The organism is Sphingobacteriales bacterium, assembly GCA_016700115.1.
Taxonomy (GTDB): Bacteria; Bacteroidota; Bacteroidia; order Chitinophagales; family UBA2359; genus UBA2359.
In genome coordinates this window covers 4,117,342-4,134,782 of the sequence record CP064999.1, presented here as the reverse complement: position 1 = coordinate 4,134,782, position 17,441 = coordinate 4,117,342, and the positions used below count along the sequence as shown (strand labels likewise).

General features: G+C 40.5%; 16 protein-coding genes. 11 read left to right on the top strand and 5 right to left on the bottom strand.

The features are described 5' to 3' along the window. Positions 1-124: 124 nt before the first annotated feature. The 4 genes from IPM47_14690 to purH all read left to right on the top strand — a co-directional run bounded on the left by IPM47_14690 (position 125) and on the right by purH (position 4,783). Complete coding sequence (locus tag IPM47_14690) at positions 125-1,492, top strand: NAD-dependent succinate-semialdehyde dehydrogenase (protein ID QQS28107.1); 1,368 nt, start codon at positions 125-127, stop codon at positions 1,490-1,492. A 393-nt stretch (positions 1,493-1,885) separates the two neighbouring features. After that, a complete protein-coding gene (locus IPM47_14685) occupies positions 1,886-2,167 on the top strand; it encodes a hypothetical protein (GenBank protein QQS28106.1) in 282 nt (93 codons plus the stop codon). A 113-nt stretch (positions 2,168-2,280) separates the two neighbouring features. Beyond that, entirely contained in the window at positions 2,281-3,132 is an 852-nt protein-coding gene (locus IPM47_14680; protein ID QQS28105.1) for a phosphoribosylformylglycinamidine synthase subunit PurQ, read from the top strand. A gap of 31 nt (positions 3,133-3,163) precedes the next feature. Further along, on the top strand, positions 3,164-4,783 hold the full coding sequence (purH, locus tag IPM47_14675) for a bifunctional phosphoribosylaminoimidazolecarboxamide formyltransferase/IMP cyclohydrolase (GenBank protein QQS28104.1): 1,620 nt from the start codon (positions 3,164-3,166) through the stop codon (positions 4,781-4,783). On the opposite strand, the gene IPM47_14670 is transcribed toward purH, so the two are convergent. The 3 genes from IPM47_14670 to IPM47_14660 form a co-directional block, all read right to left on the bottom strand. After that, complete coding sequence (locus IPM47_14670) at positions 4,773-5,471, bottom strand: pseudouridylate synthase (protein ID QQS28103.1); 699 nt, start codon at positions 5,469-5,471, stop codon at positions 4,773-4,775. The genes purH and IPM47_14670 overlap by 11 nt on opposite strands. 8 nt (positions 5,472-5,479) lie before the next feature. After that, positions 5,480-6,304, bottom strand: a complete 825-nt coding sequence (locus tag IPM47_14665; GenBank protein QQS28102.1) for a hypothetical protein — start codon at positions 6,302-6,304, stop codon at positions 5,480-5,482. A gap of 64 nt (positions 6,305-6,368) precedes the next feature. After that, a complete protein-coding gene (locus IPM47_14660; GenBank protein QQS28101.1) occupies positions 6,369-7,373 on the bottom strand; it encodes a hypothetical protein in 1,005 nt (334 codons plus the stop codon). A gap of 254 nt (positions 7,374-7,627) precedes the next feature. On the opposite strand from IPM47_14660, the gene IPM47_14655 reads away from it, so the two are divergent. Beyond that, complete coding sequence (locus tag IPM47_14655; GenBank protein ID QQS28100.1) at positions 7,628-8,215, top strand: thymidine kinase; 588 nt, start codon at positions 7,628-7,630, stop codon at positions 8,213-8,215. A gap of 175 nt (positions 8,216-8,390) precedes the next feature. Here the strand turns inward: IPM47_14655 and IPM47_14650 are convergent, their stop codons facing one another. Beyond that, positions 8,391-9,689, bottom strand: a complete 1,299-nt coding sequence (locus IPM47_14650; GenBank protein QQS28099.1) for an AAA family ATPase — start codon at positions 9,687-9,689, stop codon at positions 8,391-8,393. Positions 9,690-9,920: 231 nt separating this feature from the next. On the opposite strand from IPM47_14650, the gene IPM47_14645 reads away from it, so the two are divergent. The 6 genes from IPM47_14645 (at position 9,921) to IPM47_14620 (ending at position 16,074) form a co-directional block, all read left to right on the top strand. Next, positions 9,921-10,292: a hypothetical protein gene (locus IPM47_14645; GenBank protein ID QQS28098.1), complete on the top strand. Its 372-nt coding sequence runs from the start codon at positions 9,921-9,923 to the stop codon at positions 10,290-10,292. 286 nt (positions 10,293-10,578) lie between these two features. Then, complete coding sequence (locus IPM47_14640; protein ID QQS28097.1) at positions 10,579-11,505, top strand: carboxypeptidase-like regulatory domain-containing protein; 927 nt, start codon at positions 10,579-10,581, stop codon at positions 11,503-11,505. Between the two features lie 232 nt (positions 11,506-11,737). Then, positions 11,738-12,388 carry a ribonuclease H family protein gene (locus IPM47_14635; GenBank protein QQS28096.1) on the top strand — a complete coding sequence of 217 codons (651 nt, stop codon included), beginning with the start codon at positions 11,738-11,740 and terminating at the stop codon, positions 12,386-12,388. Between the two features lie 112 nt (positions 12,389-12,500). Beyond that, positions 12,501-13,076: an exo-alpha-sialidase gene (locus IPM47_14630; protein QQS28095.1), complete on the top strand. Its 576-nt coding sequence runs from the start codon at positions 12,501-12,503 to the stop codon at positions 13,074-13,076. A gap of 274 nt (positions 13,077-13,350) precedes the next feature. Then, complete coding sequence (locus tag IPM47_14625; protein QQS28094.1) at positions 13,351-15,312, top strand: T9SS type A sorting domain-containing protein; 1,962 nt, start codon at positions 13,351-13,353, stop codon at positions 15,310-15,312. Between the two features lie 186 nt (positions 15,313-15,498). Next, positions 15,499-16,074 (top strand): toxin-antitoxin system YwqK family antitoxin, encoded by a 576-nt coding sequence (locus tag IPM47_14620; GenBank protein QQS28093.1) that lies wholly within the window; start codon positions 15,499-15,501, stop codon positions 16,072-16,074. 83 nt (positions 16,075-16,157) lie between these two features. Here IPM47_14620 and eno read toward each other — a convergent pair whose 3' ends face one another. Next, positions 16,158-17,441, bottom strand: coding sequence for a phosphopyruvate hydratase (eno, locus tag IPM47_14615; GenBank protein QQS28092.1), 1,284 nt, complete (start codon positions 17,439-17,441; stop codon positions 16,158-16,160).

Genomic DNA, 17,441 nt, shown 5'->3' with positions numbered 1-17,441 from the left:
CAATAATTACAAGCTGCGTCTTTACACAGTTGTTTTATACTTGTGATCTAATGTTTTAAAATGTCCGATTACATGTAATTTTGCAGCCTACCTTTATATTTACTCCACTTTATTTGGTTAGAATATGCGATTCGAAACAATCAACCCTTTTAACAACCTTTTAGTAAAAAGATATCCTGCACATTCCGGAAGACAAGTTCAAAATATTCTTAAAAAAACAGAATCGGGATTTGATATTAATCGTACTGCTGCCATTGCTATCAGAAGCAAAAGGATGAATGCACTGGCTGATTTGTTGGAAAACAAAAAATTATATTGCGCTCAACTGATTACGCTTGAAATGGGTAAACCAATCAAAGAATCTATTTCAGAAATAGAGAAATGCGTGAAATGTTGCAGGTACTATGCCGAAAATTCCAAGTTTTTTCTTGCCGAACAAACGGTAACAACCAATTATACTTCCAGCACTATCAGTTTTCAACCATTAGGGGTAATTTTGGCAGTTATGCCTTGGAACTTCCCTTTTTGGCAGGTTTTTCGGGCTGTTGTTCCTGCTATAATGGCCGGCAATGTGGTCTTGCTCAAACATGCTGCAAATGTTCCCCAATGCGCTTTACTCATTGAAGATTTGTTTAAACAAGCTACTTTTCCGGAAGGTATTTTGCAAAACCTGTTTATTGACCATAACAAAATAAAATGGGTTATTGACAGCCCGTATGTTTCAGGGATAACTTTGACCGGCAGTGAAATTGCAGGTTCAAAAGTTGCTGAAATAGCTGGAAGAAATATTAAAAAAACTGTTCTCGAACTTGGAGGGAGCGATCCGTTTATTGTGTTGGAAGATGCGAATGTTAAAGAAGCGGCTAAAGTTGCAGTACAGTCAAGAATGATTAATTGCGGACAAAGTTGTATAGCTGCTAAGCGATTTATTGTCATTGAAACCGTATTCAGTGATTTTGTTCGCGAGTATGTGGATGGGTTACTTCAGCTAAATATGGGTGATCCTACTGATGAAACCGTTGATATAGGACCGATGGCAAAACAGGATTTGGCAGATTTATTAGAAAAACAAGTCAAAGATTCTATGAAAATGGGAGCAGAAGCTTTGATAGGAGGCGGAAAACCACATGGGACGACCGGCGCGTTTTTTAATCCGACCTTATTGGTAAAAGTAAAACCCGGAATGCCGGTATTTGATCAGGAAGTTTTCGGACCTGTAGCTTCGGTCATTACTGCAAAAACAGTGATTGAAGCAATTGATTTGGCGAATAAAACTAAATATGGTTTAGGGGCTTCTATATGGTCAACCGATACAGAAAAAGCAATCAGATTAGCCCGTCAAATACAAAGCGGCAGTGTTTTTATCAATGAAATGGTTGTAAGTCATCCCGCATTGCCTTTTGGGGGAGTTAAAAATTCTGGCTATGGCAGAGAGCTTGCAGAGTTTGGCATCAAAGAGTTTACCAACGTAAAAACCTTGGTAATCAAATAGATACATAGTTTTCAAAAAGCATTTATTTTAATCTTTTTCAATCAGCATTTAATGCACATGTTTTATTCGATTATTTTTTACCTGAATTGCCTCATTTCTATTTTTCTTTCCTACCAATCTGCAATGTATGTATTTGTATATTTTGCCAATAAGAGATTAGGACATCAGGAATCCTTTTTCATGAGTGCGAGATATTTAACCTTGGCTGCAATTTTTATTTTCATCACAATTACCGGATTTTTTCTTAAAAAGAAGTTGGCATCACCAATTCCCGCAATTTTTGTAATGGGATTTCCGTATTTTTTGCTTATACTCTATGGACTGTTTATGATTGCAATATTAATATCTTCAAAGGGCAGATGGAATTAATCTTTATTTACAAAAAATTAGTAAATGTCAAATCCCGTTTTTTCACCAGATGGCAAATACAAAGTTGTGTTTTCAAGTTTTGAAATGAGAATGTCTCATTGGGTGGATAATCCCATTGTCATTAAAGTTGCTACAAACGAAGTTGTCTATGAGTTAGGCGGCTTGTATAGTGCCGATACTGTAAAATGGTCGGAAGATAGTCGCTTTGTTACAATGAGTATTCGGGAATATCCCGGTAGAAAAAAAGGGTTCACCATAATTTTTGACGTGCAAACAGAAACCTCCACCAGGATTGAAGATGAGTAAAACTATTCATTTTGATTACCTGCTCAGTCGCTTTAACTATTGCAGATCCAAATTTCGTTTTACCTGATTAATGGAAATATCGTTACCTTTGTGCAACAATATTCCGTAAAATAATGACACCTACTGTCGCTCATCAGGTTAAATCTTTGGTCATTACCGGTTTTGGTATTAATTGTGAAGAAGAAACAAATGCAGCTTTTCTACTTTCAGGCGCAGATTCTGAAATTGTTCATCTGAACGATATTCTACTCAAAGGATTTGATATCCACACTTTTGACATTTTGAGTTTTCCGGGAGGTTTTTCTTTTGGTGATGATATTTCATCCGGCAAAGTTTTGGCCAATAAGATAAAATATAAGCAGTTATCCACCGGAAAAACGATGTTGGATGAAATAAAAAAATTTCTTGCAAAGGGTAAATTTATATTTGGAGCCTGTAATGGTTTTCAGGTATTAGTTAAGCTTGGGTTGTTGCCAGACGTTAGTGGCAATATTGAACAGGAAGTAACCCTAATGCGCAATAATTCAGGCAAATATGAAGACCGATGGGTGAATTGCTTAGTTACACAGGGAACTAAAACTCCTTTTTTAAAAGGAATAACCAAATTGGCTTTGCCGGTTCGTCATGGAGAAGGGAAACTTATAATCAGGGATGACCATATCCGACAACAAATTATTTCCAACCAACTGAACTGTCTGAGCTATTGTGATGAGTTGGGGCAACTGACCGATGAATACCCACTTAATCCAAATGGTGCTGAATTAAACTGTGCCGGTTTAACGAATACAACCGGACAGGTATTTGGTTTGATGCCGCATCCCGAAGCTTTTTTGTCAATTTACAATCATCCTAACTGGGGACAACTAAAACGCCGGAATCCAAGCCTGCCTGAAGAAGGAGAGGGGCTACAGATTTTTAAAAACATTGTAAGGCATATCAGCAAATCAAAGTCTCCTGTTAGTTAGATTTTCATATTTTTATAACCATTACCTTTTCATGCAAATTACAATAAGGCGTGCATTATTAAGTGTTTCAGATAAAACGAATTTAATCTCTTTAGCTAACACGCTTCAATACTGGGGTTGTGAAATTATTTCAACTGGAGGAACCGGCAAAATATTAGCTGAGGCAAACATCGCTTATACTGAAATCAGTAAAGTTACCGGAAACCCTGAAGCTTTTGGCGGGCGAATGAAAACCATTTCATTTACTATTGAATCGGCTTTGTTGTATGACCGTGAAAAAGATGCAGCAGAAGCCGCACAATTAGGAATAGCTCCAATTGATATGGTAGTTTGCAATTTGTATCCCTTTCAAAAAGTTATGGAAGCAGGTGCAGATATTGACACGTTGATTGAGAATATTGATATTGGAGGGCCAACAATGCTCAGATCGGGAGCTAAGAACTTTAAACATGTGGCTGTCGTTACAGATGTTAATGACTATGTAAATATCATCGAAGAACTAAATGCCAATCAAGGGAGAATTAGTTACAGTACTCGGTTCAATCTGATGCGCAAAACATTTAACCATACTGCTGATTACGACTCCATGATTGCCGTAGAGATGGACCGCAGAGATAATGTTCACTCGTTGCGACTTTCTTTCTCTGATGGCAAACCATTGAGATACGGAGAAAACAGTCATCAAAGCGCAATTTTTTATCGCCAAAATCCAGCAGAACATTCTCTTTATGATATGAATGTGTTGCATGGGAAAGAATTGTCGTTCAATAATATCATGGATATTCATGCGGCAGTAGAATCTGTCCGGCTTTTAAATCCTAACAGACAAGGATGTTCAATAGTGAAACATAACAATCCCTGCGGGATTTGTGAAGGCAATCATCAGCCTGTTGTTTTTGAACTGGCTTGGGAGTCAGACGTGATATCTGCTTTTGGTTCTATCATTGCTTTTAACCAAACATTAACTATTCAAACTGTAGCTTTTTTAAGATTAGAAGATGTTGATAAAAGCAAACGAAAATTTGTAGAAGTCATAATTGCACCTGATTTTGAACCTGAAGCTCTTGAATATCTTCGGCAACATAAAGATTTAAGGATTGTCCAATTAGATATTTCCAAAGTTCCTGCCGGTAAAGACCTGAGATTTTTGAACAGTTCTCTTTTGGAACAAGATTTCGATCAATCTTTGTATTCAAAAATAGATATTGTTACAACAGTTCAACCAAAAACTATGGAATTGGAATCCATAGTTGCTTTTGGGCTAAAAGCAATTAGCAATATAAAATCGAATTCTATTGTTGTTGTCAGAGAGGTAAACGGCAATTACCAAATGTTGGGAATGGGAGCCGGACAGCCCAATCGGTTGATTTCTACTCAACTTGCGTTGAACAAAGCTAAAGAAAATCTGCTAAGGAGCTATACCGGACATATCAACGATGTCGAGGATTATTTAGCAGAAATTTTCAGTGATTGTATTCTGATTTCAGATGCTTTTTTCCCTTTTGAAGACAATGTTGATTTGGCTGCAACGTATGGAATTAAAACGATTGTTCAACCCGGAGGCTCAATTCGCGACAAACATGTAGTTGGCAGGTGTGAGGAACTTGGGATAGCTATGGTTATGACCGGTTTACGGCATTTTAAACATTAAATTCCCATCCAAACCGTTGTATAATTTTGGCCATCGGTTCTAAGATCGGTGCCTTTATTTCCATCTCTTTGTTAAAAACAGGATGCAAGAATTTCAGGCTGTAACTATGAAGCATCAGATATGGACAATCTAATTTATCCCTGAAAAAGTGATTATGCCGGTAATCTCCATGAGGAAGATCGCCGATAACCGGATGACTGATATAATTAAAATGCCTTCTTATTTGGTGCATTCTACCGGTATAAGGTATTACTTTAACCAATGAATATCTCGCGGTTCTATATTTCCCAACAGGAAAGGGTAATTCTACGGTATTTATTCGTTCAAATTTTGTCAGAGCCTCTTGTTCTTTGCCGGTTTTTTCCTTTGACAATGGGTAATTTATTGTTCCAGTTTCATCGGTATATCCCCTGACAATAGCCAGATAATATTTGACAACCATGCGTTTTTGGAAAGTTTGGCTCAAAAGCGAATGAATCTGGTCTGAGAATGCAAACAACAAAACTCCAGATGTGCCTCTGTCTAAACGATGAACAGGGAACACCGTTCGACGGGTTTGATTTCTTACAAATTGAAGGGCAAATTCGTTAGCATCCTTAGCAATTCTGGTTTTGTGTACTAATAGTCCATTTAGTTTATTAACAGCAATCAGATGATCATCTGAGTACAAAACCTGAAGTTGTGCCATAGGATTATTTACTCCCGGGTTTCTGTAACCGATACATTGCCGGTTGTTCCGCTATCCCATTCTACTACAATAGTATTTGTGCCTTGTCCTGAAATAATTGTTCCGTTTGCTGAAACTGACCACAGGTAGGTACTTCCTGCGTTAAACTCAACACTATAAGTTTGTTGTTGCGTTGAACATACGGTACTGTTTCCGTCTATTACCGGGGTTGGAGTAAATTCAACAGACACATCTAATGTTCTTGCCGCACCATCCCCACAAACATTTGAAGGAATAACAGTAAGAATATAGTCTCCGGCAATTGACCATTCAACAGTTGCCGTATTGCCTGATGGAGTTAAAATGCCTCCTCCGGAAATTGACCATGTATAAGTAACTCCAATCGTATTTTCAATAGAATAAACACTTGGCAGGTCTGTGTTACAGGCAAATGTATTCCCGACTATCAAAGAAGGTTGATCCGGAATCGCAGCAACTGAAGCAGATAAAGTTCGGGAAGTGCCATTTCCACAACCATTGGAAGGTGTAACGGTTAACGTCTGTTCCCCGGCACTGTTCCAGTTTACTGTTACGATATTAGTGCCTTGTCCGCTGACAATGGTTCCACCTGAAGCAGTCCAGTTATAGGTAATGCCGGAAACTGAACTTACTGAATAAACTGCTTCGCCAATACAAGGAGTATTATTGCCGGCGATATTATCCGGTTGCAATGGAGCATTGTTAATTGTAACCGTAAATTCAGCAACCCCTACACATGCCTGAGAAAACCCTTTTGTATTGGTCAATGTGAAAATTATCAAAAAATAAAGGCAAAGTATGATTTGTTTTTTCATTACGCTAAGGCATTAACTCGTTAAATAGATTGTCATGGAAGCTGAACATCTCAATAAGATATTATTATCTGTTCATGAAACTCGCTTTAATTATGTCCAAAAATTCGCGAACAATGGGGTCATGATCGTTCCATTTGTAATCGTAACGGAGGTTAAGGTTAACGTAAGTCAACGCTTCAATATAACCCTGGGAGGCTGCCAAATCATCAATGGCATGAGTATAAGCTTCTTCATCTCCTCCAAAAAGATGATTGATATAGGTATTGCGTTGTCCGATACCGATTGCAAAAACCTCATCTCCTGATTTGCTGATAAATTTGTCAGAATGATTGGAATCTTTGTGTTTTTTCCCAAGAACATCGTTCAACTCCATTGCAACAGTTTCTTCTGTTGAATCTTCATCCTCGTTTTCCCGGAGCAGAATTTGTGATTTTTGAAAATCGGTAAGAATTTGGGTTTTTACAGATCCATCTCCATCAACAATTACCTCTTCGTCTTCAATATTTTCGACTTCGTCATGCTGATAGGATTCGTGCTGATAATTTGTATTCAAGTATGCAGTAGCAGCCACATCATCGGTCTCATCTTCATCATCGGTAAAATAATTGTGGCTTACAATATTAACAGGCGCTGCTTCAATATGCAACTCTTTTTCCTCTTCTTCAACTGTAGAAACAGGAATTTGATTGCTGATTTCATTTACCTCCTGTTTTTCAGTGTGTTGCACGGTTTGTGAAGAATTATCCGTTTCAGGCTCAATTGCTATTTCGTTTTCTGGTTCTTCTTTAACTTCCGTTTCATTTAAAAAAACTTCTTCTACCTCTTGCTGTATCTGAGTTTTTAGTTGTTGCGCCCTTTGTTCGAGAGGATGTTGAATATCGGAACCGGTGCTTTCCTGCTTAATGTCCAATTCAACTTCTACCAAGCCATCATAAAGCTCTGTTACATATTTTTTCAATAAGGCAAGCTCCAATTTTTGCATATTCTCGTCTCTTTTTCTGATATTCCGATAGAGATAATTTATTTTTTCTATTGTAACTGCCAACCTGTTGATGAGTTTTTTGTCCATTTTTTGTCGGTTATAAGTGAAGCTAAAATTAAATTATGAATGATTAGCCCGAAAGATAGCAAATGTAACTGTAAGAATTATTTTGAAGCTGATAAAATCCCAAATTCCAATGAAATTATACTCTGAATTGACAACAGGAGGTCAATTTTTGAGACGAATCGTCCATGTCTGAAGATTGTTTTGTTTTGATTTTAAGTTGGTAAGATAAAAAATGCTCTATATTTACAGCTTTTGAATGTGAAAATTGAACAAGCATGTTTTTAGAGCCTCAAGTTAAAAAAGGATGGATTGAAGTTGTTTGTGGTTCTATGTTTTCAGGTAAAACAGAAGAACTGATACGCAGGCTTCGAAGGGCTGCAATCGCCAATCAAAAGGTTGTAATCTGTAAACATGCAATTGACACTCGTTTTGATGAAAACAATATCGTATCACACGATTCAAATACCATTCAATCTGTTCCGGTCAATCATTCTTCAGATATATTATTGCTTGCCCAACAAGTAAAAGCTGAAGTGGTAGGCATTGACGAAGCTCAGTTTTTTGATGAACATTTACCTAATATTTGTGAACAACTTGCCTTGCAAGGCATGAGAGTTATTATCGCCGGATTGGATATGGATTATTTAGGAAAACCTTTCGGAACAATGCCTCATTTACTTTCAGTTGCTGAGTATATCACAAAATTACATGCAATTTGTATGGTTTGTGGAAATCTGGCAAGTCATTCTTACCGAAAACAAGCTAAAGAAGGTCAAGTTTTGTTAGGTGCTAAGGAAATGTATGAACCGCGTTGCCGAATATGTTATCATTTAAATACTGAAACCGAAACTAAGGGCAGTTAATATCACTTCACTATCTGAAAAAACCCACCTCTAACCCCTCCGAGAAGGGAAGTTTAAAGAAGTTTGTCAGTAACTGATGGTTCAAAATTGCATCATAGTTGGTATAATATCCGTTAACTGATATTAACTTCATACTATTAAAAAAGAAATACTTTGCATTTTAACCTGAACGGAATCAATACAGTTTTGCTTTTTCGGCAAAATTCAATATTCGATCATCAATAATGATATCATTGTATTTTATTGGTTTTTTGAGAGAAATGCCCTCTAAAGAAGTACATCTGCTCAAAGCTACATAAATCTGCCCCGGCGCAAAAGCACCGTGTCCAATATCAATGACTACCTGATTGAAGGTTTTCCCCTGACTTTTGTGAATGGTGATTGCCCATGCAGGCTTTATCGGGAACTGGTTAAAACTCCCGACTACATCAGTGATGATTTTGTTTTCTTTTTGGTCGAAACGATATCGCAGTACCTCCCAGGTGCATTTTTCTAAAGTATAACTGATTTCTCCGTCAAGGCCTTTCACTTCAACTACAATATCCTCATTGTCAATATACTTTACCGTGCCCAAAGTGCCGTTTACCCATCTTCCAAACTGATCGTTTCTAAGGAACATGACCTGTGCATCCCGTTTCAGGGTCAGTTTTTTTTCGTTTGGCATAATCCGGTCTTCAAAATCCCCTACAATATCGGCTTCAAAAGTATAGGCTTCCGACTTAATCTTTTCTAATTCACGGTTATTGATACTTTGTGCCAGATAGTTGGTGCTTGTAAGAATAACGGACAATTCATTTTCAGAAGTAAATACCTCCCGGTTTACACATTTGGAGTTGATTTCTCTTAACTGAGATTCGGTAATATTTTTAGTCCGTATCGCATCGAGCAAATCCAAAAAATGACGGTCTTTTTGCCGGAATACTTTTTTAAGTTCGACAAATTGTATGGAGACTGAATGCATCACATTGGCACTAAAAAAATAGGGCGTTTCGTATAAGAAATTGAATAACTGTTGTTCCACTTCACTTGAAATGACTGGAGGCAACTGAAACAAGTCGCCAATGAAAATCATTTGAACCCCGCCAAAAGGCAAACTTTTTTCCCGCCCGTTTATTCTCATGAAATAATCAATAGCATCCAAAATATCAGCCCGAACCATAGAAACTTCATCTATAATGATTGTATCCAAACTTTTATAAAGGGTGTTGTTCGGCCTTTTTTTGATATGATCAGAGTGAATAGGATGAGGAGGAAAGCCAAAGAATGAATGAATAGTTTGCCCACCAACATTCAAAGCTGCAATGCCTGTTGGCGCAAGAACGACCAACTTCTTTTTGGTCTGTTGCCTGAAATATTGCAACAAAGTAGATTTACCGGTTCCCGCACGTCCTGTCAGAAATACATGACGACCTGCTGAATCCTCAAACAATCTTATTGCTGTTTCAAATTCTGAGGTATGTTCTATCTGAAGCATGTATCTTAAAAAATTGTAGTAGAAGTGGGTGCAATTTACATAAAAAATAACGCAATGTTTAAATTGCCGAAGGTTAAATGCAAAATATTTATTAGTAGTTTAGAAAACCCGGGTTGGTTTTTTTGCTGAAAGCATCCCGGGGTGCTGTATTTTAGCACAAAGAGCGCATAGTAGCTCGGGAACATTCCAAATGTACAGCAAAGCCGATTATTAAAATGACATGGTTTTAAGATGGTGCATTTAGCTTTAACTGCTGTTCTGTTCCTGTTTATTCTTGTTTATTTTGAATTTAACCTCGTGCAATCAAGTTTCACCCTCGTGCAATCCACATTTGCTCTCGTGCAATTAATATTTGCTAAAGTGCTGAGCGGGTTTGCTCTCGTGCAATATCAGTTTGCTAAAGTGCTGAGCAGGTTCGACCTCGTGCAACATCGTTTTGCAAAAGTGCGTAGCAGGTTCGCAACATTACTTAGCACATTTGACCTCGTGCAACCTAATTTTACCCTCGTGCAACTATCATTTGCCGGCAAATCTTTATCACACGGCAATATATTTACTAATCACGTTAGCAATTTGGTTTTGCACGGTTATAAATTTGGTTAGTTTGAATATCAATGCTTTTGCCTCGATAGTCAATTGCAATTGCAAGCAATGCTATTTCATAGTTTTTATAACAAATTAATCTCGCACGTTATCAAATCTGAACCGCGATTTGGCAAATCATTATCGCACTACAATATTTTTGCATAAAATAGCGTCTAAAGTGAAGGAAGTTTGAAAGGATATACTATTTTTGTAAAACTATGGGGATATAAAGACATTCACCTGCCAAAAAACAACAACAGATTTAAACCAAACCGATTAGATTTCCCGCTAAAACACCCTTGATATGGATCAGATAGCCCGGAAATTCAACATTTCTTACGACAACTGCCTTCAGTATGCCAAGGATATGCGCAATTTGTTTGTCGCCGACGTTGCCGACTTTACCGCATTTGATGCCGGTTTAGACACCGCTTTTTCAGACGACTGGTTGGACGACATTGAAGCCGCAGAAGCCATTTTGAGCGACGAAGCCCTTGTGGACGTGCAAACAGGGCTGACCCAGACGGTCGAAACAGCGATGAGAAAATGCCGCGAATGTTTTCAGGAGGTGAAATATTTTGTCCTCAGAGCGTTCCCCGCCAAAGCCGATGCCCCGAAGCTGCACGAATTGGGTTTCGACAACTACGACAATGTCCGCGCCAGCCAGACTTTGATGTTGCAGTTTATGCGCGATTTGTTCATCACCGCCACCAAATATGCCACGCAGTTGGATGCGGTAAACTTTGATGCCGCCAAATTGGCCAATATCAACAGCCTTGCCAATGCCCTTGACAGCGCCAATCAGATACAAAACAATTTTATCAAAAGCCGCCCCGTCGCTACTTCCAAGCGCATCACCGCCTACAACAAAATCTGGGATTCGGTAACCCTCGTTGCCCGCGCCGCCAAAATTATTTACCGCAACAACCCCGTTAAATACAACCAATATCTGCTCCCCGCCACCCACGAATCCGATACGGCCTTGTCGCTCAAAGGCAAGGTCATCAACACAGCAACCTCCGAGCCGGTCGAAAACGCCGCGATAAGTGTCCTGGGATTGGACATTACCGTCCATACTGACAGCAACGGAAGGTATGGAATTGGACTGATTGAGGAAGGTAACTACGACCTCACCAGCTACGCAGCCGGCTTCGAAACGGTCAATATTACCAACGTCCCCGTCAACGAAGGCATCACCACCGTTCAAAACTTCAACCTTACCGAAACTTAGCGCGGTTTTTTCTCCTGAACAATCAGTACGGGTCAGGAGATACAGAGCCGGCAGATAGTGCTGTAATGTTTTCTGCAATTGCCACATAAAAGAAGGTGTATATGTTTTTACACTTTCCCGAACCGCGGTTGCACAACCTCGAATTGAACCCATACTACCTGTTCCGGGCTTTAAATGACTTCCTTTTCTAATTCCTTTCAATTACCTTTGCCCGAAAATTTCAGATTTGCAAATGGCTGTTTCTAAGTCAAAATTCTATACCGTTTGGGTCGGAAGAGTTCCCGGAATATATGCTACCTGGGAGGAATGTAAAGCCCAGACTATGGGATTTGAGGGCGCAAAGTACAAATCGTTTCCCACAGAGGCAGAAGCCATCCGGGCTTTTAGTAACAAACCGGAAACTTATTTTAAAAAGACGAATCAAAATTCGGCGGTCAGCAAACAAACAAATTCCAAACAACAATCCAAACATTCCGTCCCCATTGTTCCGAGCATTTCGGTGGATGCTGCTTGTAGTGGAAATCCCGGAATCATGGAATACCGGGGGGTAAATACCGAGTCCGGAGTGTTGATTTTTTACCAGGGCCCTTTTGAAGGAGGCACCAACAATATCGGTGAGTTTTTGGCTTTGGTACATGCTTTGGCCTTGCTCAAAAAACAAAATAAAATCATTCCTGTTTATACAGATTCCTTAACAGCGAGGACATGGGTAAAAAACAAGAAGGTAAAAACCACGCTTGACCGCAACCATAAAACAGAAACGCTGTTTAAACTGATAGACCGTGCCATAAACTGGTTAGAAAATAACGAATATACCACTGAGATTTTGGTTTGGGATACCCCAAATTGGGGCGAAATTCCGGCAGATTTTGGCCGCAAATAAACGGATTTTGCGCTAACTGTCAGAAATTGCTCATCAATCCTTTCGGAGTTGTCAGATTTTTGGGGTAAAAGTCGTATAATTGCAACCTATACCAACAACCTGTATATAATATATGAAAAAAATTTTACTCCCCCTGTTCATCCTGACTGTCGCAGCCGCCGCAGGATATTTTTACATAGCCGGTGACCCCAAAAACAATAAAAACAACCCTCACAAAGAAAGCGAAAGAGGGGTGGCAGGTGCATTAGAATACCTGAGCAGGATGCGGGGCAATGCCCAAACCGGTGAAGTTTCGCCGGACGATGTGTTTCGTGCGCGGAAAAAAGCCGATCAGATGCAGTTAGCCAAATCGGGCAGCGCCATATTGGACTGGGAGTTCATTGGACCCAACAATATCGGAGGGCGAACCCGCGCCATTTTGATAGACCGCAACAATACCAATCATCTCCTTGCCGGCTCTGTGTCCGGTGGGTTATGGGTGTCATTTGACGGAGGCGTCAACTGGGCAGAACATCCCTTTAATACAGATAGCCCCTGCCTTGCCGTTTCCTGTATCGCCCAAGCCCCAAATGGAGATATCTATATCGGTACCGGAGAAAAAATAGCCGGATGGTCCACCGACTTTTACGGAACCGGCAACAGCGCATTTCCGGGGTTGCGGCATTTACAAATCTACGGATGGGGGTAATACCTTTTCACTCCTGAGTTCTACCCAACCAGCTCCAAATAACGCCAATCAGCAATGGGCTTATGTTATAGCATTAGACACACATCCCACTAATGAAGGCTGGATTTATGCAACTACCGAACGCTCATTATATATAAGCACAGACGGCGGAAATACGTGGACATCGCCGGAAGGTATTCCAAATAATTCAGGTTCAGGATACGATGTAAAAGTAGCTTCGAACGGACATGTTCATGCTCTGGTAGGCAGCAGATACCTCAAATCAACCGATGGTTTGACTTTTGTAAACAAAAGCGGCAGCAATCTGGGCGATTTTCCGAACATTGGCGACAACAAAAAACTGGCTGTTGCCCCTTCCAATCCAAATTACATCTATGCTGTTACCATTTTCCCAAACGGTTGTCTTCGTCAGGTCTTGCAATCTTCCAATGGCGGAGATGTATGGGTCGAAATCGGAGCCGGGGTAAACGGCGTTTTCAACCCGCTTGGCACGTCCAGCTATTGTCAGGGATGGTACGACCTCTGTATTATTGCAGACCCCTCCAATCCTGAAAGAATATTTGTCGGAGGATTGACGCTGTGGTCCTGGTCCTCAACCGACAACTGGCAAGCAGTTACAGACGGATCTGAAAGTTATTTCAACCCCTACTATGTCCATGTTGACCTTCACACTCTGACTTATCATCCTACCGACCCCAATATCATATACATCGGTTGTGATGGCGGCGTATTCAGAACCACCAATGCCACTCAAAATGCTCCAACGTGGAAAGCCCTTAACAAAAACTACAACGTAACCCAGTTTTATGCCATCGCCGCAGGTTATGACGGAAGGGTGCTGGGCGGAACTCAGGACAACGGAACTATCTTTACCAGCTTCGATACCGACTCATACTTTGCAGGATTAGACGTTACCGGCGGTGACGGAGGATTTACCGACATTTCAAAAATAAATCCCGATGTCATGTTTGCAGCCAATCAGGAAGGCGCTTTAAGACGCTCTCCCAACGGCGGAGAATCCTTTGCCTATGGCGGATTTTTGGACGAAAACATAGACTGCCAACCCACACAGGCTAATGGCGATTGCGACTCAGATGGACATGTTGACAACAATCCTCTCTTCATCACGCCCACTATTTTGTATGAAGATCTCACCACCGGACTGGCAGTTTATGCAACAGGGAACGGAGTCGGTCAGGTTTGGATGACTATCGAGGCGTTAAACGTCAGCAAAGTTCCACACTGGCAGGTAGTCGGCACTTTCACGGGAGGCGGAACCGTCAGTTCGGTCAGCATAGCCCGCGACCCTTCTGGCAAGGTCATGATCTTGGCAGGCTCTACCGGAGGAAGAGTCATGGTGTTGAGAAACGTGCTGGTGGATGAGTTTGGCCCTAATCCTTCCATCGCTGCCATTTCGGCCATTAACAGAAAAATATTTTCAGTATCCGAAATCACCGGTCAAAGTTCCGGTCGCTACGTAACCTCTGTTACCTCCAATCCGGGAAATCCGCAGGAAATAGTGGTAACCATGGGAAATTACAACAACAACAACTATGTTTTCAGAACTACCAATGCCTTTAGTTCGTCAGCCACATTTACTTCTATTCAGGGCGTTGGAGATAATGCGCTGCCTCCGATGCCGGTATATAGTTTAGTCATTGATGCCGACAACCCCAACCGCCTCTTTGCCGGAACCGACCTTGGCGTATGGATGTGTGATATCGTTCAAACAGGAGTAAGCACTTATGAATACACCTGGTCTGAACAAAACAATACCATCGGCAGGATTCCGGTATTCAGAATCAGACAAGAGCCCATCAAACAACAAGGTTGTAATGTGCTGTATATCGGAACACACGGTAAAGGGTTTTTCAGAAGCACTACCCTCACATTCCCGCCGCCCAACTGCGATACTTCTTTGCCCGGATGGGGAAATGCCGTTGGAACCGGTCAGGCTGACCAAAGTGGAAAACTAAATGTAAAAATTGCGCCTAACCCTGTTTCAAAAACCGGAACTATAATGGTAGAATTGCCCGCCAATTATACGAAAACAGCCAATCTATCCGTCAAAATCTTCAATCTGATGGGGCAACAGGTTTCAGACATACTTTTTAGTTCCGGAAACGGAGAGGTTCAGGCAATCCCCCTTGATGTAACCAAACTATCTGCCGGAACTTATCTGGCAGTTGTAGAAATGGAAAACAATCGCATAAGTTCCAGATTTGTAGTGCAATAGTACTATAGTAGAAACTTTTCGCACAACAGTAAACTTTTGTTGCACGGGAGCAAAACTAATCCGCACGTTTATTTTTTTTAAAAAAATGTGTGTTAAGGAATGTGAAAACTTTTTTCCAATCCATGGCTAATTCAATAAATTTGCACCCAAAACATCAAATTTGAAAAACACCAAATTTTTTAACCTATGCACAGCTTAAAATCATTACTAATTGTATTCGCAATGTTTGCGATAGCCTCATGTAGTCAGGAAAGTAAAAAAGCAGAAAGCACGGTAAGTAAAGAAGACTATATTCTTACAGAGTATCCGGGAGGTGGAGGACTTCAAAAAGCGGTTAAAAAAGACAAACAGTTAAAAGTGGTAGAAGAAGGCGATATGCTGAATGGTAAAAAAGAAGGCACCTGGGTTACTTATTTTGTCAATTCAGGGTTAATTTCTTCAGTAACAAGTTACAAGGACGGGAAAAAGCACGGGTTAATGCTCAAAGCAGATGAAACAGGGGGGATTACTGAAAAAATGTTTTACATAAACGACCAGTTGGAAGGCCAAAGGCTTGTTTACAACCGAACAAGAGTTAAGGAAGAGGCAAACTACAAAAACGGGAAATTAGAAGGCCCCCGAAAGCTTTATTACGACAATGCAAAACTTCAGGAAGAAGGAGTTTTTAAGAACGGAAAAAGAGAGGGTAAAGCCATCTGGTATGATCAGGAAGGCAATAAAACAATTGAATATACCTATAAAGACGGAGAAAAAGTAGAATAAAGGCTTTTGGATTTGCCATATCCCGAAGAAAAAAAAGAGGCTCTGTAACTATGTTGCGGAGCCTCTTTTTGATTCATATAAAATCACATAAAGCGATAGTATTTCCCGGGGTAAAAAGCAGCAGTTCCAAGCTCTTCTTCAATTCTAAGCAATTGATTGTATTTAGCTATCCTGTCAGAGCGCGAAGCAGACCCTGTTTTAATCTGTCCAGTATTTAATGCCACCGCTATATCTGCAATTGTCGTGTCTTCCGTTTCGCCTGAACGATGACTGATAACGCTGTTATATCCGTACCTGCCTGCAAGCCGCACGCAGTTAAATGTCTCAGAAAGTGTGCCGATTTGGTTGACTTTAATCAAAATAGCGTTTGCAATTTCTTTCTCAATACCATCAGCAAGACGGTTAACATTGGTAACAAACAAATCATCCCCTACTAATTGAATGGAATGGCCCAATTCTTCGGTTAATTTTGCCCATCCGTCCCAGTCATCTTCGTCCATTCCATCCTCTAAAGAAATAATGGGGTATTTTTTGCACCATTCCGCCCAATACTCAACCATCTCGTTGGAGGTCAGCATATCTCCGGTAGATTTTTTGAAGCTATACATCTTTTTTTCAGGCAAATAGAGTTCGGACATAGCCGCATCAATGGCAATCAGAATATCCTCTCCCGGGCGATAACCTGCCTTTTCAATGGCATGTAATACCGTTTCGATAGCTTCTTCATTGGATTTGATGTTTGGTGCAAAACCTCCCTCATCCCCAACATTAGTAGAATAACCCTTGCCTTTCAAGACAGTTTTAAGGTGATGAAATACTTCAACGCCCATCCGCAGTGCATCGGCAAAAGTTTCAGCCCCCACAGGCACCACCATAAATTCCTGAAAATCTATACTATTGTCGGCATGAGCGCCACCGTTTAGGATATTCATCATGGGAATGGGTAAAGTTGTCGCATTCACTCCCCCCAAATAGCGGTAAAGCGGTTGCTTTAAACAAGCTGCTGCCGCACGCGCCACTGCCATTGAAACTCCCAGAATGGCATTTGCTCCAAGATTGCTTTTATTTTCGGTCTCATCAATCTCACACATCAGAGAATCAATCTCGGCCTGATCGAAAACACTCATCCCTTCTATTTCATTAAAAATTTTAAAAGCATTTTCTACCGCATTGGTTACGCCTTTTCCCAAGTAAATATCAACATCTTTATCGCGAAGTTCAACCGCTTCATGCTTTCCGGTGCTTGCTCCGCTCGGAACAATCGCTCTGCCCATACTGCCATCTTCGGTAATTATTTCCACTTCAACAGTTGGGTTTCCTCGAGAGTCTAAAACCTGTCTTGCTCTGATGTCTGAAATTAAGCTCAT